At 29.2% G+C, this 16,127-nt stretch carries 18 protein-coding genes; 12 read left to right on the top strand and 6 right to left on the bottom strand.

Annotated elements, in window-relative coordinates; all coding sequences use genetic code 11:
• Nucleotides 1-91 precede the first annotated feature (91 nt).
• From JK634_RS05140 to JK634_RS05130, 3 genes are all read left to right on the top strand, one after another.
• Complete coding sequence (locus JK634_RS05140) at nucleotides 92-1,108, top strand: acyltransferase (protein WP_202766548.1); 1,017 nt, start codon at nucleotides 92-94, stop codon at nucleotides 1,106-1,108.
• A 36-nt stretch (nucleotides 1,109-1,144) separates the two neighbouring features.
• A complete protein-coding gene (locus JK634_RS05135; RefSeq protein WP_202766547.1) occupies nucleotides 1,145-1,750 on the top strand; it encodes a DJ-1/PfpI family protein in 606 nt (201 codons plus the stop codon).
• Nucleotides 1,751-1,946: 196 nt separating this feature from the next.
• Nucleotides 1,947-2,858 carry a DMT family transporter gene (locus JK634_RS05130; RefSeq protein WP_202766546.1) on the top strand — a complete coding sequence of 304 codons (912 nt, stop codon included), beginning with the start codon at nucleotides 1,947-1,949 and terminating at the stop codon, nucleotides 2,856-2,858.
• Nucleotides 2,859-2,936: 78 nt separating this feature from the next.
• Here JK634_RS05130 and JK634_RS05125 read toward each other — a convergent pair whose 3' ends face one another.
• Nucleotides 2,937-4,013, bottom strand: coding sequence for a GIY-YIG nuclease family protein (locus tag JK634_RS05125; RefSeq protein WP_202766545.1), 1,077 nt, complete (start codon nucleotides 4,011-4,013; stop codon nucleotides 2,937-2,939).
• 174 nt (nucleotides 4,014-4,187) lie between these two features.
• Here JK634_RS05125 and tlp point away from each other — a divergent pair, with 174 nt between their 5' ends.
• From tlp to JK634_RS05105, 4 genes are all read left to right on the top strand, one after another.
• Nucleotides 4,188-4,418, top strand: coding sequence for a small acid-soluble spore protein Tlp (gene tlp, locus JK634_RS05120; protein ID WP_202766544.1), 231 nt, complete (start codon nucleotides 4,188-4,190; stop codon nucleotides 4,416-4,418).
• A gap of 102 nt (nucleotides 4,419-4,520) precedes the next feature.
• Nucleotides 4,521-5,927: an AmmeMemoRadiSam system protein A gene (gene amrA, locus JK634_RS05115; protein WP_202766543.1), complete on the top strand. Its 1,407-nt coding sequence runs from the start codon at nucleotides 4,521-4,523 to the stop codon at nucleotides 5,925-5,927.
• Nucleotides 5,928-5,941: 14 nt separating this feature from the next.
• Complete coding sequence (gene amrS, locus JK634_RS05110; protein WP_202766542.1) at nucleotides 5,942-6,796, top strand: AmmeMemoRadiSam system radical SAM enzyme; 855 nt, start codon at nucleotides 5,942-5,944, stop codon at nucleotides 6,794-6,796.
• 61 nt (nucleotides 6,797-6,857) lie between these two features.
• Nucleotides 6,858-8,027, top strand: a complete 1,170-nt coding sequence (locus JK634_RS05105; RefSeq protein WP_202766541.1) for an amidohydrolase — start codon at nucleotides 6,858-6,860, stop codon at nucleotides 8,025-8,027.
• Between the two features lie 37 nt (nucleotides 8,028-8,064).
• On the opposite strand, the gene JK634_RS05100 is transcribed toward JK634_RS05105, so the two are convergent.
• Nucleotides 8,065-8,940 carry a radical SAM/SPASM domain-containing protein gene (locus tag JK634_RS05100; RefSeq protein WP_202766540.1) on the bottom strand — a complete coding sequence of 292 codons (876 nt, stop codon included), beginning with the start codon at nucleotides 8,938-8,940 and terminating at the stop codon, nucleotides 8,065-8,067.
• Nucleotides 8,941-9,129: 189 nt separating this feature from the next.
• Here JK634_RS05100 and JK634_RS05095 point away from each other — a divergent pair, with 189 nt between their 5' ends.
• Nucleotides 9,130-9,978, top strand: coding sequence for a GNAT family N-acetyltransferase (locus tag JK634_RS05095; RefSeq protein WP_202766539.1), 849 nt, complete (start codon nucleotides 9,130-9,132; stop codon nucleotides 9,976-9,978).
• 45 nt (nucleotides 9,979-10,023) lie between these two features.
• On the opposite strand, the gene JK634_RS05090 is transcribed toward JK634_RS05095, so the two are convergent.
• The 3 genes from JK634_RS05090 to JK634_RS05080 form a co-directional block, all read right to left on the bottom strand.
• Nucleotides 10,024-10,395: a four-helix bundle copper-binding protein gene (locus JK634_RS05090; protein ID WP_202766538.1), complete on the bottom strand. Its 372-nt coding sequence runs from the start codon at nucleotides 10,393-10,395 to the stop codon at nucleotides 10,024-10,026.
• Between the two features lie 104 nt (nucleotides 10,396-10,499).
• Nucleotides 10,500-10,865 (bottom strand): DUF4363 family protein, encoded by a 366-nt coding sequence (locus JK634_RS05085; protein WP_202766537.1) that lies wholly within the window; start codon nucleotides 10,863-10,865, stop codon nucleotides 10,500-10,502.
• A 13-nt stretch (nucleotides 10,866-10,878) separates the two neighbouring features.
• Entirely contained in the window at nucleotides 10,879-11,607 is a 729-nt protein-coding gene (locus JK634_RS05080; RefSeq protein ID WP_202766536.1) for a YetF domain-containing protein, read from the bottom strand.
• 153 nt (nucleotides 11,608-11,760) lie between these two features.
• On the opposite strand from JK634_RS05080, the gene JK634_RS20635 reads away from it, so the two are divergent.
• From JK634_RS20635 to JK634_RS05065, 4 genes are all read left to right on the top strand, one after another.
• On the top strand, nucleotides 11,761-12,060 hold the full coding sequence (locus tag JK634_RS20635; RefSeq protein ID WP_338031207.1) for a 2'-5' RNA ligase family protein: 300 nt from the start codon (nucleotides 11,761-11,763) through the stop codon (nucleotides 12,058-12,060).
• The gene (locus JK634_RS20630) at nucleotides 12,045-12,290 is read left to right on the top strand and encodes a hypothetical protein (protein WP_338031206.1); all 246 of its coding nucleotides are present in this window, start codon (nucleotides 12,045-12,047) and stop codon (nucleotides 12,288-12,290) included. Before JK634_RS20635 ends, JK634_RS20630 begins: the two co-directional genes overlap by 16 nt.
• Nucleotides 12,291-12,383: 93 nt before the next feature.
• Nucleotides 12,384-13,712, top strand: a complete 1,329-nt coding sequence (locus tag JK634_RS05070; RefSeq protein WP_202766535.1) for an MATE family efflux transporter — start codon at nucleotides 12,384-12,386, stop codon at nucleotides 13,710-13,712.
• Between the two features lie 23 nt (nucleotides 13,713-13,735).
• Entirely contained in the window at nucleotides 13,736-14,419 is a 684-nt protein-coding gene (locus JK634_RS05065; RefSeq protein ID WP_202766534.1) for a DinB family protein, read from the top strand.
• A gap of 16 nt (nucleotides 14,420-14,435) precedes the next feature.
• On the opposite strand, the gene JK634_RS05060 is transcribed toward JK634_RS05065, so the two are convergent.
• Nucleotides 14,436-16,115, bottom strand: a complete 1,680-nt coding sequence (locus JK634_RS05060) for a flavin monoamine oxidase family protein (protein WP_202766533.1) — start codon at nucleotides 16,113-16,115, stop codon at nucleotides 14,436-14,438.
• Nucleotides 16,116-16,127 lie beyond the last annotated feature (12 nt).

Here is a 16,127-nt window from a genome sequence, read left to right as displayed (position 1 = left end):
GCTCTTTTTCATTTTGATGAATATATATAATTATTATTACATAATTTTACATTAGGTATTTAAAGGAGTAAAATTAGATGGGGTGATATATATGAGGGGAAAAAATAATTACTTCGAAGCATTAAAGGTATTTGCTTGTGTTGCAGTAATAGCAATTCATGCAACAGGCTCGCTAGTAGTAGATAAAAATTTGTCATTTACAACTAATTGGTGGGGCGCTATAGTATATAATTCTATAGGTAGATGGGCTGTGCCAATTTTTATAATGATAAGTGGTGCCTTATTATTAGAGAAAGAAAGAAAACTTAATTTAAAGAAAAGGTTAATAAGAATTATTATACCAATGGTATTCTGGGGGATTTTCTATTACTTATTTAATTTATATTCAATGGGATACATTCATACATTTTCAATTTATGATATGGTGAGTGAGCTATTATTGGGTACTACATCTTATCATATGTGGTATTTATATATGCTGTTTGGATTATATCTTTCTTTACCTATTATTAAAATATTTATTAATTCTGCTTCAAAGAATGATATAGAATACTTTATTGTGATATGTTTTGTTATAAGTGGTATTTTACCATTAATCACAAAATTTTTAGGTGTGGATGTGAATCTAAAGGTAACTATATTTGGATGGGAAGTTGGATACTTTGTGCTAGGATACTATTTAAATAATTATTGCTTAAATAAAGTTCTAGAAAATATAATATACCTAATAGGATTTTTAAGCATTTTTGTAACCATATTTGGAACTACTGAGCTTTATAAGAGCGGAGGTCTAGATCAGTTTTTCCTAAGTAGTGGCTCAATAACTTGTATTTTAATGTCAATGGCAGTTTTTATTTTATCAAAGAATTTCTTTAATAAAAAAGATGATATATTTGAGATGATATCAAATAATACTTTTGGTATATATTTAATTCATCCATTTTTCTTAACTATTATAAAAATGAACGTCTTTGGAGTAGATTTAAGTAATATAACAGGTAATACCATTATTGATATTCCTATAGTTATTTTTTTAGCGTTTATGGGTAGTTGTTTAATATCAATTATATTTAGAAAAATAAAATATTTAAAAAGAGTAGTGAGTTAAAATTTATTATTTACTTAAGCTAAAGGAGTGATAAAAGTGAGATTTAGAATGAATATATTAATGTTTGATGAATTTGAAACCTTAGATGTCTTTGGGCCAGTTGAGATATTTGGGAAAATACCAGAAGCAATTAAGCTTAATTTTATATCTCTTAATGGAGGAATTATTTCAAATAGTCATGGGGTAAGAGTTGAAACTAATACTTATAAAGAAGATTTATCAGTGGAGGAAATATTATTTATTCCAGGAGGAGCGGGAACAAGAGAAAAAGTTAATGATAAGGAATTTATAAAATTAATTAATGATATTGCCTCTAAGGCTAAATATGTATTGACTGTGTGTACTGGAACAGCTCTTCTTGCAAAGACAGAACTACTTAATAATAGAAAAGCAACAACTAATAAAAAGGCATTTAACTGGGTAACAGAGCAAAATGAAAAAGTATTGTGGATCAAACAAGCTAGATGGGTAAAGGATGAAAACATATATTCTTCAGCTGGAGTATCAGCAGGAATGGACTTAGCATTAGGATTCATTGAAGACATTTTTTCGAAAGATAAAGCTTTAGATATTAGTAAGAGAATAGAGTATTTTTGGAATGAAGATAGAGAAAATGATCCTTTTTCAAGGTTATATAATTAAAAGTAAAATATATGAATAGTATTGAGCATTCCTAGACAATGTAGTATACTCATTTTTAGTGATAATTATTGTGTTTATTATAGGTCGCTATATTAGTTCCTGTCGGAGAACTATATTCTATAGCGACTTTTTTACTTTTATTAATGTAAATTGTTTTAACAATTATATAGACTAACTTAAGAAAAGGACTGATAAAATGAAAAATAAATCTACCATTATACCCTACATTACTGCTGTAATTACTAACTTTATATTTGGACTTAGCTTTTTATTTTCAAAAAAAGCTTTGAGTGTTGCTGACCCGTTTGCATTGCTTTCCTTTAGATTTTTAGCAGCGTTTCTTGTTATGACTGTACTAATAATATTTAAGATAATAAAGGTTGATTATAGAAATAAACCTTTAAAGTGGCTTGTCATTCTTGCTTTTATTGAGCCAATCATTTATTTTATCTTTGAAACTTATGGAATTCAAAGGACGTCCACTTCCTTAGGTGGGCTTATGATAGCATTAATTCCAATAGTAGTAACAATCCTAGCCGTATATATACTAGATGAAAAACCAACTTTAAAACAAGGAATTAGTATAATAATATCCGTATCAGGAGTTATTTTAATAATATTAATGGATAGTTCTAATGATTCAGGAAGTTCACTTTTAGGAGTATTATTATTAGCAGGAGCAGTGTTCTCTGCTGCCTTCTTTAATATAATTGCTAGGAGAATTTCTAGACATTTCACTCCTTTTGAGGTTACTTACTTCATGATGTTCTTAGGTGCAATATGTTTTAATGGAATTTCAATTATTAATCATTTAATTAATAAAAATATCTCAGAGTATTTTAAACCTTTAAGTAGTACAACCTTTATTACTTCAGTTTTATACCTTGGAATTTTATCATCAATAATAGCTTATTTTTTAATCAATTTTACACTTTCTAAGTTAGAAGCCTCAAGGTCTTCAGTATTTGCTAATATTTCAACAATTGTATCAATAGTTGCTGGAGTAGTATTTTTACATGAAAGTTTTCATTTATATCATGTTATGGGATCAACAATGATTCTTCTAGGAGTTTGGGGGACAAACTATTTTAAAGCAAAAGCTAATTAATTAATGATATAGAAATCAGGTAGTATTTGAATACTACCTGATTTTTTTAATATGAGTTTATTTAAATTAATATGATTATTATAAAGTTAAAAGTAATTTATCAATTAAACCGCCTTTTAGCAAACTATTAGTTCTTAATAAAGATTCAGTAACAACAAAGAATCTGCAGTTATTAGATTTATTTTTTACATATGAATAAATGATTTCAGTCTGATCAATTTCATCTCGTCCAATTTGTATTGAAGAGTTTAGTATTTCAGAGCTGAAATAAGTATTAATATAAGTTTTTATGCTTAATTTTAATTCTTGAAGATTATCTAATTTATCAATATAGCTATACAATATTTCAGTTCCACTTATGAGAAAGATTTTGACTTCTTCATTATTTAATGGTTCAAGTAAAACAATATTTTTATTTTCTTTTGTATATTCAATAACTTTAACTTTATTTATTAGATAATTAACAGAAGTTAGATAATCTCTATATTTTGCGGCATTCTCAAAATCAAAATTTGTGGCAGCAATGTTCATCATAGACTCTACTTCATAAAGAATACTTTTATCTTCATTATTTAGAAGATTAATAATTTTGTTAATTGTAATCATATATTCTTCCCTTGGAAGTTTATTTTGACACATTCCCATACATAAGCCTAAGGAATAATTTAAACAAGAAGAGCCTTTTCTTGAATTATTAGTGCATTGTATTTTATAAAAATCCTTTAGATTTTTAATTCCTTTTTCAAGGGTATTTTTATTTTTGTAAGGCCCAAAATAAATATTTCCATCATCTGTAGTAATGCTTTGAGAAAGTTCTAGATTAGGGTATTTATCATTAATATTTATTTTTATATATGAATAAGAATTTGGACTTTTCATTAATCTATTATATCTAGGTTTAATTTCCTTAATAAGTTTACATTCAAGCAGAAAAGCCTCAAACTCTGTATCAGTAAGAATATAATCAAAATCTTTCAAGTTTTGAACTAATTTTATAACTTTTGGTGAATGAGACTTTGAATTTTGAAAATATGATCCAACTCTGCTTTTTAAGTTTTTAGATTTACCAACATAAATTATATTATTTAAAGAATCCTTCATAAGATATACGCCAGGAGTAGAAGGAAGTTCTTTTATTTTTTCTTTTAAATTCAAGATTTTTTCCTCCACAAAATATAATAATTAATTTTATCACTATATATGAAAATATCCAATGGATACTAATGTAAGCATGTTTTTAGTAGCATAATTAATATTTTTCTAGACAAAATAAAAGTGAAGTTGTTTAGAGACTCTTCATATAATTTTAAACCAAGGAGGAACGTAATTATGAAGAACAAACCTGATGATAGAAGTAATAATGTAGAGAGAATTCAGCATAATATTAGTAATACTATAAGAAATTGTGAACTTGCTGATGAAACTATAGAAAGAACTGATGATCCACATACAAAAGAAGTGTTATCAGCTAAAAATGAAAGAAGAGAAGAAGCTTTAGATGGAATGAGAAAAGAGATAAGAGACGAAGCAATAAACGAGAAAATAGGTTTAAATAAATAAAGGCTACTTTTGAGGTGATAAAACCTCTATTAAAATAAGAAGTATCACTTAATTGTGATGCTTTTTATTTTGAGAAATAAATAGAATTATGAGGTGATTTGAGTGAGTATAAGTGGAACATATTTATTACCACATCCACCAATTGTAATCCCAGAGGTGGGAAAAGGTGAAGAAAAGAAAATAAGTGATACAAGCGACAATTTTCATAAAATAGGTAAAGAAATAGCTGAAAAAAAGCCCAATACAATTATTATCATAACTCCTCACGGAGTAATGTTTCAAGATGCCATTTCATTAAGCTATGTAGAGGAGATACTAGGGAATTTTAAAAATTTTCGTGTGCCTGATGTTTCAATGAAGTTAAAAATAGATAAGGAACTTACAAATAAAATTTATGAACTTGCATATAGCGTAGGCATATCATCAATTATAGCTACAAATACTTTATTGAATAAATATAATTCCTCAGTGTCGTTAGATCATGGAGCTATGGTTCCATTATATTTCATCAATAAGTACTATGAGGATTATAAGCTTGTTCATATAACCTATTCAGCATTAAGTGATATAGATTTATATAGATTTGGTATTTGTATAAATAAAGCAGTAGAAGAATTAAATGAAGATTGTGTACTTATAGCAAGTGGTGATTTATCTCATAAGCTAAAGCAAGAAGGACCTTATGGTTTTGATGCTGCTGGGGAGAAATTTGATAAGGAATTACTTCATTGTTTGCACATAGGAGATGTAAATGGTGTTTTTGATATAGATAAAGGAACTATATCTAATGCAGGAGAATGTGGTAGAAGATCTATTGCTATCATGCTTGGAGCTTTAGATGAAAAGAAGTTTATTGGCGATTTAATGAGCTATGAGGGAACATTTGGAGTTGGATATGGAATAATGAAATTTAATATTATAGCAGATGGACCATCAAAATTAGTAGAATTAGAGGAATTAAAGAATAAAGCTTATGAAAATATAAATAATCAAAAAGATCCATATGTTAAGCTTGCAAGAGAAAGTTTAACTTCCTACTTAAAAACTGGAAAAGAACTAAAAATTATCCCTGATTATGTTACAGATGAAATGAAAGATAAAAAACGAGGAGTGTTTGTATCATTAAAAAAGCACGGAGAACTAAGAGGATGTATAGGGACTATATTTCCAATAACAATTAATATAGCAGAAGAAATAATTCGCAACGCCATTTCTGCAGGTATAAATGATCCAAGATTTTATTCAGTTGAAGAAGAGGAATTATTAGATATAGATTTTTCAGTAGATGTTCTTACAGAACCAGAAAGAGCATCAATAGATGAACTAGATCCAAAGGAATATGGAGTTATTGTAAAGTCTAAAGGAAGAACAGGACTTTTGCTACCAGACTTAGAAGGAGTGAATACTGTAGAAGAACAGCTAGCCATTGCATTAGATAAAGCAGGAATAAATTATGATGAGGATTATGAGATACAAAAATTCAAGGTAATTAGACATAAAGAAGAGTAGGAAGGTTTAAACTTATGAAAAAAGAAGCCATGTTTTATGAAAAGTTAGATGATAAAATACATTGTTATTTGTGTCCGCATAATTGTGTAATTGAAAATGGGCATATAGGAAAATGTAATGTAAGAAAACATGAGGATGGAGTATTATATACCTTAAATTATGGGGAGATAACTTCAGCCTCGTTAGATTCTATAGAAAAGAAACCCCTAAACTATTTTAAACCTAATACTCAGATTTTTTCAGTAGGGAGCTTTGGATGTAACTTTACTTGTGAATTTTGTCAAAATTATAGTATATCTCAGTCAGTTGCTAATAGTGACTATGTCCCTCCAGAAAATTTGATCGAAGCTGTAGTAACTACAAAAAATAATATTGGATTGGCTTTTACATATAATGAACCTAGCATTTGGTATGAATATATGTATGATACTTCTAAACTATTAAAAGAAACAGATGCAAGTAAATCAGTAGTAATTGTAACCAACGGATATATAAGTGAAGAACCCATCAGAGAGATACTTCCATATGTTGATGCTATGAATATAGATTTAAAGAGCTTTAGCAATAAGTACTATAAAGACCTATGTGGTGGAAGTTTAAAACCTGTACTTAAGACCATAGAAATTGCTGTAAAAGAATGTCATGTAGAAATTACAACCCTATTAGTAAGTGGAGAAAATGATAATTTAGAAGAAGTAGAGGAAATAGCTAAGTTTTTAAGTTCTATTAATCCAGATATTCCACTTCACCTTTCAAGATATTTTCCTAGATATAAGCTTGAGAACTCGCCAACAGATATTAATTTTATGAAAAAAGCAGAGGAATTAGCTAAAAAATATTTAAATAAAGTGAATTTGGGGAATATATAATATGTGGAATTCGATAATTAATGTTATTTAGAAATGAATATTAATGAGGAAGGTGATGATAATGAAAAATATATTGTTAAAGAATGGGTTAATTTATAATTTTGAAAAAGATAGTTATGAGAAAAAAGACATTCTTATAAAAGATAAAAAAATAAATCAAGTTTCTGAAAATTTAACTGCTACTGCAAGTGACTTAGAAGTTATAGAGCTAAATGGGGCCTATGTTTCACCAGGAATTATTGATTGTCATACTCACCTTGGAATAATAGAAGAATGTACAGGGAAAATTGGGCAAGACAACAATGAAACATCTGAGTCAGTTACGCCTCAGTTAAATGGTATTGATGGAATAAATCCTCTAGATGTGTCTTTTGAAGATGCAGTAAGGTCTGGAGTAACTTGTGTAATGAGCGGACCTGGAAGTAACAATGTTGTTGGGGGAAGAAATGTTGCTGTAAAAACTTATGGGAGAATTATAGACAAAATGATAGTTAAAAATCCAGTAGGGTTTAAAATAGCATTGGGAGAAAATCCACTTGCAACTTATGGTGTAAAAGAAAAAGCTCCAGTGACAAGAATGGGAGTAGCTGCATTAATAAGAGATTTATTTATGAGAACAGAAGACTATATAGCGCGTAAAGAAGCAAATAAGTTAGAGGAAAGAGATATAAAATTAGAGGCTGTAATCCCAGTTATAAAAGGGGAGATACCTCTTCGTGTTCATGCTCATAGAGCAGATGATATAGTAACAGCAATAAGAATTGCAGAAGAATTTAATATAAATAAAATGGTAATTGAGCATGGAACAGAAGCACATCTTATTAAGGAGTACATAAAAGAAAAAAATATACCTATTGCCTATGGACCATTACTAACACCTAGAATAAAAATGGAACTTAAGGCTAGAAAATATTCTAATATAGTAGAATTAGTTGGGGAGGGAATTACAACTGCATTAATAACAGATCATCCCTATAATTCAATAGACTGTTTAAGGTCAATTGCAGCAATTGCTGAAGGGGAAGGTTTATCTCACAAAGATGCATTAAAAGCAATAACCATAAATGCTGCAGAAATTCTAAATTGTGGTGACAGATTAGGTAAATTAGAAGCAGGGTACGATGCAGATATCGTAGTTTATGATATGGAACCACTAGATATTAAATCAAAAGTGAAATATACAATAATTGATGGAATTGTTGTTTATGATGCTAATGAGAAAAGATGCTAAAAAAGATGTGAAGTTCACATCTTTTTTAGCATGAATTTTACTTTCCAAATCTTTTTCGATAACCACATTTTCTACATAGTTCCTCTACTGCAGTTCTATTAGAAAAACCATTAAATAAATTATTAGATCTTTCATTTTCAATAATTTCACCAAAAACTTCAGTATTAATATTTCCTAGATTAATGATACCTTCTCCATCTAAACAGCAAGGTATAACTGTACCATCAACTAAAATACCAACTTGACTTCTAAGTGCATAACAAAAACCAATTCCTTCATCTTCTTTTTCCTGTAAACTTGGCCAACTAAATTCGTGGTCTTGATTTAAATATATTGAATCATCGATTCTGATACCTCTAATAGGGTTTATCCTATCTTGAATTTTGTAATCTAAATTAAATTCTTTTTCTAAAATTTCAAGTATATGTCTATTCTTAAATACCTGAAGGTTTTTTTCATCATCTTCATCTAAGTTCCATAATCTAAGTGCTGAAATTATGTTGTTTTCCTTTGCTTCCTTAGCAAAACTTATAATATTATTTATATATTCATCTTTATTTTTAGAATCTTCATTCCCATCGAAACTGTGTAGAGAAAAGTTTACTTGTCTAAGTGCAGGTTTTGAAATCAGTTTATCTTTAACTTTATTTATAAGAGTTCCATTTGTGGTTATGTTAACTTTAAATCCTTTTTCAAAACTCAAATCTAAAAACTTATCTATCTCAGGATGTAATAATGGTTCACCTTTTATATGAAAATAAATATATTCTCCATATGGTTTTATTTGGTTTAGTATTTTATCAAAGGTTTCAAGGGACATAAAACTTGAAGGTCTATTTGTTTTTGGACAAAACTTACAAGAGAGATTACATACATTAGTAATTTCTATATATATTTTTTTGAATTTCTTCATAGGTATTAACTCCGTTTCCTAGGATACTTTATTTCTATATGAGAATATCATTTTTTATATAATATCACAATCTTTAAATATAAGATGATGAGAAATTTACAATTAGGATATGATATAATTTCCATATGGTACTTATTACAAAATATGTGAAGGATAAATAGAGAATTTCTATATTAGGAGGAGTAATAAATGTTATTTTTTGACGAATGTTTAGAATCAGATGCAAGTATCCTAAAAGATATTGCGCTAAGAGCCTTTGAAGAAGATAGAATTAAATATGGAGCTATACCACCCAATATAGATACTTTAGAGTGGCATATATCAAAAGTTCGAGATGGTATGTACTACAAAATTATAAGAGATGATAAGATAATTGGTGCATTTAAATTATATGAAATAGACAAAGAACACTTTAGATTAGGTGCTATTTTTATTGATCCAGAGTACCATAATGAAGGAGTAGGCTCAGAGGCACTAGAGTTTATAGAAAAGGAATATTCTAATATAAAGAAATGGTCTTTAGATACGCCTTATAAAAACTTTAGAAATCAATATTTTTATGAAAAACATGGTTATGTAAAGATAGGAGAGTACAAGCCTTTAGAAAATAATTCTATGATTTTATTCGAATATAATAAAGAAAAGAAAAAAGATATTGAAAAAGTTGTTAGGAAGTACTTTAAGTCATGGATAGATAGGGATGAATGTGTGCTTAGAGAAGTGTTCGCAGAAGAAGCAATATATATTGAATCTTATGGTCCTGTATATAATGGACTTAAAGAAATTCAAAAGTGGTTTAGAGATTGGAATAAGCGTGGAAAAGTGATAGCTTGGGATATAAAAAATATTGTAGTTACTGAAAATACTGTAATATGTGAATGGTATTTTAAAAATGAATTTGATGGCAAAGTAGATGATTTTAATGGGGTATCTTGGATAAACTTTGATAAGTTTAACAAAATAATTCAACTTAAGGAGTTTGCAGCAACAATTCCTAATTACTTACCCTATCGAAATAAGGAAGTTTATAATGAATAGCAAATAGAAGAGGAAATCCCTCTTCTATTTTATGTTCAATAATAATTACATACTTGAAACACTTCTACATTCATCAGCACATTGCCTGCAAATATCAGCGCAAGATTTGCAGTGCTGATCATCATGCATCTCACATTCAACTACACATTTATCACATATTACTGCACAAAGATTACATATTTCTTTAATACTTCCGCTTCCTCTAGACATGAAACAGGATGATGCTGTACAGATCTCTGCACAGTCTTGAAGTGTTCTAATGCAATCAATTCTAGATTTTACGTCTGATTCGTGCAAACATAGGTTGAGGCATTCGTTACAGATTTGGGCGCATTTTGAACAAATATCAATACAGGATTGATGTGGATTTCCGTTAGAAATAAGTGAACTTACAGGTATATTCATAGCTACTGGCATAATAAAGCCCTCCTTTATGTACAAAATTCAACTAGATTTTTAAATCTTAAAATACAAGATTATTATTTACTTGGGAGGGTTTATTATTCAAATAAAAATATCCATTATTGTCCTAGTTCTTCCCAGTGGGCATTTGCTTCCTTAAGTTCAATTAGTGAATTAGTCTTATCCTTAGCCATAATAGCCCCACGAAGCCTTGCTATATCAGCATCAAATAAATTAATCTCATCTCTTTCAGAACTAAATTGAACAATTTTAACCATCTTATCCCAAGAGGCTGATAGTTGATCTACCTTTTTAGAAGCATCTTCCCATTTTTCATCTTCAATATCACTAATTATTAGATCAATAGCTCCAGGGATAGTTATATTATGGACTGGGATTCTTTTAAAAAAATTCCCACTGAGCATTATTAATACAAAAAGAGCAATTGTTACTATAGGGATAGATCTTACAAAAAATTTCCTCAAGTTTTATTCCTCCTCAATATGGTCCTTTATAATCTCCAATATAAGTTACTTTTTTTATGTGATCCTTATATTTATCAATATATAAGGATCCAGATGGAGTTAAAGTTGCTAGAAAAACTTCAGAAATATCATTTATTCCATGAGCATGTAACTGCTTATTTATCCAGTTATTACTTTTATTTAATTGTCTTAAATTTTCTTGTATTAATATTCCATCATAAATAATTTCGGTACTAATACCAGTTGAAGTTTTAGTTATACTCATATCTTTAGCTGTTAGTGGCTCATATTCAGGTTTTTTTAGCACAGATAATTGACCATTAGGTTCTATAATAGCAAAATCCACTTGATTTAAATCAAAAATATCTTTATTTCTGAGTAATTCCATAATATCAGTAACTCTATATTTCATTTTCCTAAGTGCAGCTTCCATTATTTTACCATTCATAATAACTATAGTTGGTTCACCTTCAATATACTTTGCTGCATATCTCCACTTCATAGTTATATATTCCATTAAATAGCCTAGAATAGCCCATACTAATAAACCAATCCAATGTGGCCAAGCTCTACTTGAAAGGTCAGTTGTAAGTGAAGCTGCAATGGAACCAATTGTAATTCCAAGAACATAATCAAAGAAAGCCAATTGACTTATTTGTTGTTTTCCTAATAGCTTGGCAAAGATTAATAATGTAAAAAATCCAATAATGGATCGAACTAAAACTACTAAACCTTCATTCAATTTAATACCCCCTATAATGATAATATGTAGTTAGTATTAGACAATTTAACGTATTTATTCTGTGATAATTAGTTTATATTTTTACCAATGCATAGGTATAATAAATAATGGATTTTAAAGCTAACTATACAGTGGTAGTACATGGAGGATTATATGAGATATGTTATTGTTTGTGTTGTAAAAGGAAAAGCAGGGTACTTTAACGAGAACTTGAGTAAGGAAATAAGGAATAAGTTTAAAGCAAAAGCATCAAAGCTTCCAGCACACTTTACTATAAAAGCACCTTTTGAATATGAGGGGAGTATTAATGATCTAGAGGAGTTATTTCAAGTATTCTGTGCAGAAGAAAAAGCAGAGCCTTTTAAACTATCTGGATATGAACATTTTAATGACAGGGTAATTTATATGAAGGTACTAATGTCTCTTGAAGGAAGAGGATGCATGATAGATTAATCGAAAAGATGATTCAAATTCCTTACTTAGATTTTAGTAAAAAGGATGGAAAAGATAAGATATTTCATGTAACTTTAGCTTCAAAAAATCTACAACTTAAATATAATGAAGTTTGGAATTTTGTTAATTTAACTCCGTGTGAGTTTGATTGCTTTTTTGATAATATTTCAATTTTTAGGTGGAAAGAAAACACTTGGAAACTACATAATGAATTTATTTTACATAGATAAATTGTTATTACAGAATTTATTTGTGCTACAATTAAAAGAGACCTATAATTTTTTATAAATAGTTAGGGAACATTGAATAGGATGTGACTAATTGTGGCAACAGATATGACAAACGGAAATATTTCAAAACATTTAATTAAATTTGCAGTCCCTTTAATATTAGGTAATATTTTTCAACTTACCTATAATGCAGCTGATTCTATAATAGTTGGACGCTTTGTAGGTACTGATGCGTTAGCAGCAGTTGGTACTGCAAACCCAATAATGAATATAGTTATTTTCTTTATTGTTGGAATCTGTATGGGAGCATCAGTACTAATGAGTGAATATTTTGGAGCTGGAAATATTAAAAAATTTAAGAGAGAGGTATCAACTACATTTATAGCAGGATTTATATTTACAATCATAATGATTATAATTTGTATGATTCTTACTAAGCCTATACTTCGGTTAATTAATACTCCTGAAAAAATACTCCCTGATGCAGCAATGTTTTTAAGAATTATATTTTTTGGACTTATTTTTACCTTTTTATATAACATATATTCTTCAACATTAAGAAGTATTGGGGACTCAAAGACACCGTTAATATTTTTAATAATATCATCCATTTTAAATGTAGTTATGGATATAATTTTTGTTGTTTTTTTTAAGTGGGGAGTAGCTGGTGCAGGTATGGCAACAGTAGTTGCTGAAATGCTTTCTAGTGTTTTTTGTATAGTGTATGTTTATAAGAAGATACCAATTTTACATTTTAAGAAAAATGAGTTTATATTAGATAAATTTCTTTTGAGAAAAACCATAAACTATAGCTCAGCAACAGCAATGCAACAAACCTGTCTATATGTAGGAAAATTTTTAGTACAAGGTGCAGTAAATCCACTAGGTATAGAGGCTATAGCTACATTTAATGCAGTAAATCGTGTTGATGATTTTGCATTTACACCTCAGCAAAGTATAGCACATGGATTAACAACTTTCTTAGCACAAAATAGAGGGGCTAAGAAAAAGGAGAGAGTTAAAAAAGTCTTTGTTGAAGGAATGAAGATTGAAACTATCTATTGGACAATTCTTGTGGTAGTTGTGTATTTTGGAGCTCATAATATTATGAATTTATTTGTTCCAGATAAGGGTTCGAAAGTCATAGAGTTTGGAGTTAAGTATCTAGAACTTATGGCATTTTTTTACTTGCTTCCAAGTTGGACAAACGGTATACAAGGGTATTTCAGAGGAATGGGTGACTTTAAAGTTACGTTAATTTCAACATTCCTACAGATATCAACTAGGGTTATTTTTTCATATCTACTAGCACCAAGAATGGAGATAGTAGGTATAGCTGTAGCGTGCTTGCTTGGGTGGATAGTAATGCTCGCTTATGAAGTTCCAGTGTGCATAAAACATAGACGAGCTTATAATGTATAAATATTTACAAATAGGGGGTATATATGGAGTTAAAGAATTGGAATGAGAAGTTGAAATTATTGAAAAGTATAATACTAAAGCAAGATGAATTTAGTGAAGCTATAAAGCTATGCTTAGAGTTACATGCCACGGTACATGCATCCAGTATGTCTCATATGAATGAGAAGACATTTGAGGATGAATTATGGGAAGGGTTAAATGAAGAGATAATTCGTACGGCAATTAATTCAAAAGGTAGAACTATTGCTTATGGTATATGGCATTCTACAAGAATAGAAGACATAACCATGAATTTATTAGTTGATGACAGTGAGCAAGTTATAGACAGGGGAGATTTTATAAAAAATATTAATGCAACGATTTATGACACTGGGAATGAACTTACAGAAGAAGAAATTTTAGAATTTAGCAAACAAATAAATATAGAGGAACTAAAAAGATATAGAATAGAAGTTGGTAGAAGAACAGAAGAGATTATTAAAAAACTTACTACCACAGATATGAAGAGAAAGATTCCAAAAGAGAGACTTCAAAGAGTTATAGATAAAAAAGCAGTGTCAGAAGATGAGTCAGCTGTTTGGTTAATTGACTTCTGGGGAAGAAAAAATGTTTCAGGATTGATATTAATGCCAGCATTAAGGCATCATATAGTGCATATTAATGAGAGTATCGCGGCCAAAAAGAGAGGATATATTTTTAATCATTAAAATAAAAAAACACTCATTAAATAGAGTGTTTTTCAGCGTTTGCATAATATGCTAATTGATTTGCTGCTTGCATTCCAGTATATAATGAGCCTTGCATCCAGCCATGAGAAACAGAGGCATGTTCACCAGCAAAAAAAATTCTATTATTATATTCTGGTCTCGTAATTTCATATGAGAAAACTCTTTTTTGTCCGGCATTCATATGACAAACTGCACCTCTGGACCATTCTTCCATATCCCATGATATATACATTGTTTTTTCAACAATAGATTTTAAAAATCCCTTTGGTAATCCATGAAGCTTTTCAAGTTCAGTTGCGACTATGTCATTATGAATAATTGGACTTATGTTTGCAAGGCTGGTAGCATCCATATGTAAGTTATATGAAGCTACTAATACCCCAGGCTCATTAGGATTTGGATTATTAATATGATCTGAAGGATATAGAGTTGTGGTTAATGGACTATCAGTGTAAGATATACCTCCATTAATTCCACCATAAGGAGTATCCTCTTCCCAAAAACGTTTTTTACATAAATATATAGTTCTATGACCATTTACATATGCAATTTCTCTTATTGCTTCCATTTTTCTATTGGAGAATACTGGATCAATATCAACAGTTTTAAGTGTAGTAAATGGAATAGCGCATACAACATAATCAAAGGATTCATTTAAAGTTTCAGTAAGTTCTTTATTCTTATAAGTAATTATAACTTTATCACCAGCCTCATTTTTATGAATTCCTGATACCCAGTATCCACCTATCCAGTTTACAGTTCCTAAAGCCTCATTAGGTATATTATCGTATTCTTTAGGCTTTTGGGATAATAAAGAATAGTAAAATGCTAAAGGTAAATTTACATTGCCACCATCAATTCTATATAGGTGTTGGAAAAATATTGGATAATTTTCTTGTAATATTTCATTATAAGCCTCGTCAATTAAAGAGCCAGAAAATGCATCAACACTTGTTAATAGTTGTATAGCCTCATTACTAAGGCCTAAAAGTTCAAGGTTTTGGCGTACACTAATATTTAATAAAGGAATATACTTAGGATTATAAACTGGAAGAATCTTTAATAATTCAGTTCTGATATTAGGAGGTAGTGTTTTTATTGGTGAATTGAAAGCATAATTATAAAGTTCAGGCCAAGGAGTACTTCTTTCTCTAGGAGTTAAGTTAAATTTAGGATAAAGCACTCTCTGAATTTCTTCTGGGTTATTCCTAAGTCGTGTATTAAGTATATATAAAAATGCATTTGGATTATACTGAATAAAAGGATAGGTATTAAGGTTAAAAAGATTAATATAGTGCCAGGTAGTTTCATGAGTCACTGGAATTCGAATGGCTCCTAATTCTCCATAAATCTTCTTTTCATCATCGAAATAATGAGTAAAAACCCTACCACCAATTCTATTTCTAGCTTCAAATATGGTGATATCACAGCCTAATTTTCTAAGTTCAAAAGCAGAAGACATTCCGGCAAGTCCTCCACCAATTATACCTACCTTCTTTCCTTTAAGAGAACCATGAGAAGCATAATTTATAATATTAGGAGGGGGCCCTAATAAATTTATAATGTTATTGAAATCTTCTTCCCTTCCAGCTTTAGCAAGGTCACTTCTTATTAGTGAATATCTTTGTTCATTTGTAGGATTTGAAGGTTGACCAGGTAAATCTAATATATTCATAAACTTAAATAT

The organism is Clostridium paridis, assembly GCF_016765615.1.
GTDB classification, from domain to species: Bacteria; Bacillota; Clostridia; order Clostridiales; family Clostridiaceae; genus Clostridium_T; species Clostridium_T paridis.
Note: the sequence above shows the minus strand (reverse complement) of the source record. Positions and strands in the feature narration are given on the sequence as shown.

Bases quoted from the DNA above. Each gene is read 5' to 3' on its own strand.
- JK634_RS05140 (WP_202766548.1), top strand. From the start codon at position 92: ATGAGGGGAAAAAATAATTACTTCGAAGCATTAAAGGTATTTGCTTGT.
- JK634_RS05130 (WP_202766546.1), top strand. From the start codon at position 1,947: ATGAAAAATAAATCTACCATTATACCCTACATTACTGCTGTAATTACT.
- tlp (WP_202766544.1), top strand. From the start codon at position 4,188: ATGAAGAACAAACCTGATGATAGAAGTAATAATGTAGAGAGAATTCAG.
- amrS (WP_202766542.1), top strand. From the start codon at position 5,942: ATGAAAAAAGAAGCCATGTTTTATGAAAAGTTAGATGATAAAATACAT.
- JK634_RS05105 (WP_202766541.1), top strand. From the start codon at position 6,858: ATGAAAAATATATTGTTAAAGAATGGGTTAATTTATAATTTTGAAAAA.
- JK634_RS05100 (WP_202766540.1), bottom strand. From the start codon at position 8,940: ATGAAGAAATTCAAAAAAATATATATAGAAATTACTAATGTATGTAAT.
- JK634_RS05095 (WP_202766539.1), top strand. From the start codon at position 9,130: ATGTTATTTTTTGACGAATGTTTAGAATCAGATGCAAGTATCCTAAAA.
- JK634_RS05090 (WP_202766538.1), bottom strand. From the start codon at position 10,395: ATGCCAGTAGCTATGAATATACCTGTAAGTTCACTTATTTCTAACGGA.
- JK634_RS20635 (WP_338031207.1), top strand. From the start codon at position 11,761: ATGAGATATGTTATTGTTTGTGTTGTAAAAGGAAAAGCAGGGTACTTT.
- JK634_RS20630 (WP_338031206.1), top strand. From the start codon at position 12,045: ATGCATGATAGATTAATCGAAAAGATGATTCAAATTCCTTACTTAGAT.
- JK634_RS05065 (WP_202766534.1), top strand. From the start codon at position 13,736: ATGGAGTTAAAGAATTGGAATGAGAAGTTGAAATTATTGAAAAGTATA.
- JK634_RS05060 (WP_202766533.1), bottom strand. From the start codon at position 16,115: ATGAATATATTAGATTTACCTGGTCAACCTTCAAATCCTACAAATGAA.